The sequence below is a fragment of the Acidimicrobiales bacterium genome (assembly GCA_036273495.1).
GTDB lineage: Bacteria > Actinomycetota > Acidimicrobiia > Acidimicrobiales > JAJPHE01 > DASSEU01.
On record DASUHN010000281.1, the window covers coordinates 1 to 4,439 of the forward strand.

Annotated in this window: 5 protein-coding genes; 4 read left to right on the top strand and 1 reads right to left on the bottom strand. The window is 73.4% G+C overall.

The window, feature by feature from the left end:
- The coding region (locus tag VFW24_12010; GenBank protein ID HEX5267488.1) for a response regulator at positions 1-333 on the bottom strand (333 nt) is incomplete at its 3' end.
- A 36-nt stretch (positions 334-369) separates the two neighbouring features.
- On the opposite strand from VFW24_12010, the gene VFW24_12015 reads away from it, so the two are divergent.
- The 4 genes from VFW24_12015 to VFW24_12030 all read left to right on the top strand — a co-directional run.
- Entirely contained in the window at positions 370-579 is a 210-nt protein-coding gene (locus tag VFW24_12015; GenBank protein ID HEX5267489.1) for a hypothetical protein, read from the top strand.
- Positions 580-656: 77 nt separating this feature from the next.
- Positions 657-2,252 (top strand): matrixin family metalloprotease, encoded by a 1,596-nt coding sequence (locus tag VFW24_12020; protein ID HEX5267490.1) that lies wholly within the window; start codon positions 657-659, stop codon positions 2,250-2,252.
- The gene (locus VFW24_12025; GenBank protein HEX5267491.1) at positions 2,245-3,843 is read left to right on the top strand and encodes a hypothetical protein; all 1,599 of its coding nucleotides are present in this window, start codon (positions 2,245-2,247) and stop codon (positions 3,841-3,843) included. Before VFW24_12020 ends, VFW24_12025 begins: the two co-directional genes overlap by 8 nt.
- A gap of 286 nt (positions 3,844-4,129) precedes the next feature.
- Positions 4,130-4,439, top strand: a 310-nt coding sequence (locus VFW24_12030) for a hypothetical protein (GenBank protein HEX5267492.1), incomplete at its 3' end; no start/stop codon positions are given.

A 4,439-nucleotide genomic window follows, 5' to 3' on the forward strand; every position in this document is an offset into this window, starting at 1 on the left:
GAACGGCTTGGTGACGTAGTCGTCGCTGCCCAGCCGTAGCCCCTCGACCTTGTCGGCGGTGGTGTCGCGGGCGGTCAGGAAGATCACGGGCACACGCGTCCCCGCCCCCTCGGTCTGCCGGAGCCGCTTGGCCACGTCGAAGCCGTCGAGGTCGGGGAGCATGACGTCCAGCACGACGAGGTCGGGACGCCGGTCCTCGATGGCCTGCAGGGCCGCCCGCCCGGACGCGGCCCGCTCGACCTCGAAGCCGTTCATGGTGAGCCCCATCGACAGCAGCTCGGTGATGTGCTCCTCGTCGTCGACAACCAGCACGTGCGGCGCCCGGCCGCTCACCTCGGCCCCACCGGGGCGAGTCTACGAGCGGGTTCTGTGGCCCGACCCGGCATCGTCGGAGGGGTCGGGCCCGACCATCTGTCCATCAGGACCCGCCTCGTCCGCGGGGCGCGCGTCGTGCCCGGTCCCCGGCGCGAGCTGATCTCGCGCGCCTACGACCCGGTCCTGCGGGCCACCTTCCGCAACGGGTTCTACGCGGGAGGTCTTCACCACGGAAAGTGGTCACGGGTACACCTATTGCGCTAATCCGACATTTGGCTCATACTGCCCAACGCTGAGCGGTTGCACAACCGCCCAGTGTGACCACCAACGGAGGTGGCCGGATGCAGAGATGGGCCAAGGCCACGTTGCTGCTGAGCGCGGCGGTCGCGGTGGCGCCCGCGACGGCAGCGCTGCGGGGAGCCGCCCCGGCGCCCACCGGCGCCCCCGGGCCCGGGGCCGGAGGGGCGGGGCCGTACTACGAGAGCGTCTTCTCCCCGCCGGCGCACCTGTCGGCGCCGGTGCGGGCGGAGGCGGTGACCCCCGACGGCGGCGGTTACTGGCTGGCCTCCGCCGACGGCGGCGTGCTGACCGAGGGGGACGCCGGCTTCTACGGCTCGGCCGGGGGCATGGCCCTGTCCTCCCCGGTGGTGGGCATGGCCGCCACGCCGGACGGTCACGGCTACTGGCTGGCCGGACGCGACGGCGGGGTGCTGACGTTCGGCGACGCCGGCTTCCACGGCTCGGGCGGCAACCTGCACCTCTCGGCGCCGATCGTGGCCATGGCCCCGACGCCGGACGGCGCCGGCTACTGGCTGGTCGGCTCGGATGGCGGCGTCCTCACCTACGGGGACGCGCCGTTCCTCGGGTCGGCGGCGGCCCTGCCCCTGTCCGCGCCCATCACGGCCATGGCGCCGACGCCCGACGGCGCCGGCTACTGGCTGGTCGGCGCCGACGGCGGGGTGATGACCTTCGGCGACGCGGGCTTCTTCGGCTCCGCCCGGGCCGCGCACCCGGCGACGCCGATCGGGGCCATGGCCGCCACCCCGGACGGCCGCGGCTACTGGCTCGTCGGCTGGGACGGGGGAGTGCTGACCTACGGCGACGCTCCGTTCCTCGGCGCCGGCCAGGGCCACGGCCCGGTATCGGCGGTGGCCGGCGCGCCGGGCGGTGACGGGTACCTCCTCGCCGCGGTCGACGGCACGGTGGTGTCGATCGGCACGACGGTGGCTTCGTCCGGGAACACCTCCGCCCACGGCGTACCGGCCTCGCCGGCTCCGTCACCGGCCGACCCGACACCGGCGGTGGCGCCGACCGTCGCCGCCGACGGGGGCTGGGCTCCGTCACCGGCCGATCCCGGCTACGCCTTCCTATATCCCGACGGGACCGGAGGGACGCGGGCCCGCTGGAACCCCTGCGCCGCCATCCGGTGGGCGGTGAACCTGTCCGACGCCCCGGCCAACGCCCTGTCCGACGCCCAGGAGGCGGTGGGCGAGGTGTCCCAGGCGACCGGGATCCCGTTCACCTACGCCGGCACCACCGGCGCCGTGCCCGACCCCAACGGGGCCGGGGGACAGCTGCCGGCCGGGATCGACGCGGTGATCGCCTGGCTGCCCCGGGCGGCCTTCGCGACCAGCACCGCCGAGGCGGGCTACGGCGGGAACTGGTGGGAGCCGGGCTCCGGATCGACGGAGCGCATCTACCAGGGCTACGCCATCGTCAACGGGGACATGGCCAACGGCTTCCTGCGTCCCGGCTTCGGCCCGGGCTACTCCGAGGGCCACCTGCTGCTCCACGAGCTCGGCCACATGATGGGCCTCGGCCACACCCAGGATCCGGCCGCGATCATGAACGCCCAGCAGGGCCCGTTGTCGCACGGCACCTACGACGCCAATGACCTGCAGGGGCTGCACGTCCTCGGAGCTGGTCCCTGTGTCTGACCCCCGATCGTCGATGCGCCGGATGCCGACCGGACGGAGACGGGCCGCCATCGGTGTCGTCGCCTTGCTGGCGGGGGCGCTGAGCGCGGTGCCGCTGTTGCGCCACCCGGCCGCGGCCGGACCGAGCGCGGCGGTCGTCGGCACCGCCATCTCCGACGCCCAGGGATTCTGGATCGCCGCGTCGGACGGCTCGGTGTACACCGAGGGCGATGCCCCGTTCTACGGCTCGGCGGGGGGCACCCGGCTGTCGAAGCCGATCGTGGGCATGGCCGCCACCAAGGACGCGCGTGGCTACTGGCTGGTCGCTTCCGACGGCGGGATCTTCAGCTTCGGGGACGCCCGCTTCCACGGGTCGACCGGCGCCATCCGCCTGAACCAGCCCATCGTCGGCATGACCGCCACCCCGGACGGCGGTGGCTACTGGCTGGTCGCGTCCGACGGCGGGATCTTCAGCTTCGGGGACGCCCGCTTCTACGGGTCGACCGGCGCCATCCGCCTGAACCAGCCCATCGTGGGCATGGCCGCCGATCAGGCGACCGGCGGGTACTGGATGGTCGCGTCCGACGGAGGCATCTTCGCCTTCCACGCCCCGTTCCTGGGATCGACGGGCAGCACGAGCCCGCCTCACCCGATTGTCGGCATGGCGGCCATTCCCGACGGTGGCGGCTACCGGTTCACGGCCTCTGACGGCAGCATCTTCGACTTCGGCGACGCCGGTTACTACGGGTCGATGACCGGCTCCACCATCCCGAGCCCGATCACCGCCCTGGCCGACAGCCCGAGCGGGTCGGGATACGTCCTGGTCCAGCGCAACGGCACCTCGGCCAGCTTCGGTGACGCCAAGTACCAGAGCTCCGCGGTCGTGCAGCAGAACGTCGGCCCCATCGACACCCACTCGACGAGCTACGCCTTCGAGGGGCGCAACCCCGACGGGGCGCCGATGCGCTTCGACGCCTGCCAGCCCATCCACTACGTCACCAATTTGTCCGAGGCCCCGCCGGGCGCCGCCGCCTACGTGCAGACCGCCATCGCCCGGCTGTCCAGCGCCACCGGGATCACGTTCGTGAACGACGGCTCGTCGACGCAGTTCCCGACGACGTCGCGGTCGGCCACCGCCGCGTCGGGTCAGTCGTGGGCTCCGGTCCTGATCGCGTGGGAGCACGAGGGCCAGACCGACTACCTCCCGGCCCAGGCCAACCTCCTCGGAATGGGCGGGTTCACCGGAGTGAACACCGGTGGCACGGTCGTGGCCGTGACCGGCCAGGTGGCCCTCAACGCCGACCTGAACCTGATCCCGGGCGCCACCGTCCCGTCGACCTGGGTGCCGGGTCTCGAGCACGAGCTGGCCCACGTGGCGGGGTTGGCCCACACCTCCGATCCCACCCAGATCATGGCGCCCAGCTTCAACTCGCAGTCCCCCCTCGACTACGGGACGGGGGACCTCGAAGGCCTGAGCCAGCTCGGGGCCGGCTCTCCGTGCCTGACGGCGCCGGCGCCGGCGTCAGCAGCCGACCTGGCCCGCGTCCTGGTCGGCGGCCCGACCGCATACGGCGGGCTCCCCGTCGATCGCGCTTCGGGGAGCGGCCGGTGACGAGGTCGAGCGAGCTGGACCTGCCCGCCGCTTCCTTGTGAGCGGTCGCGGCGCGCCCGTGTGGGAGGCGCGTTCCCCGGCGCCTGTGCGACCGTCCCGGCACCGCGTCAGAGCCCTGGCGGTGGTGCTCACGGTCGCGGGCGTCCTCGCGACTCAGGTGCAGTCGTCGGCAGCCAGGCGGCCGGTGACCACCGTCGATACCGGTGGCGTCCACCACCGGGCACAGCGCGGGGCGGAGGTGACGGGAGCCGACCGTTCCCCCCTTGCGGTCGTACCGGCCGCGGCGGTGACCCCATCGCCTCCGCCCCCGTCCCCCGTCGCGGCGCCAGCGCTCCCACCGCCCGCACCGGCGGCCCCCGCCCCCTACTACCAACGGCTCGGCGACGAGGGTCTGGCCCGCATCAGCTATCCCTGGCGGCGCCTGGGATACCAACTGAGCTTCCAGCCGGGCCGGGCCGGACTGCTGGGGGGCACCAACTGCGCCGGCCACGAGATCACCATCTATGTGCGCCCGTCACAGACGGTGGGCGAGGTCGCCTTCGTGACCGCCTTCGAGATAGCCCACGCCGTCGACTGCACCTATCTGACGCCGAGCT

What these genes read in the sequence shown, in the direction of transcription:
- VFW24_12020 (HEX5267490.1), top strand. Translation starts at nt 657, where the DNA reads ATGCAGAGATGGGCCAAGGCCACGTTGCTGCTGAGCGCGGCGGTCGCG.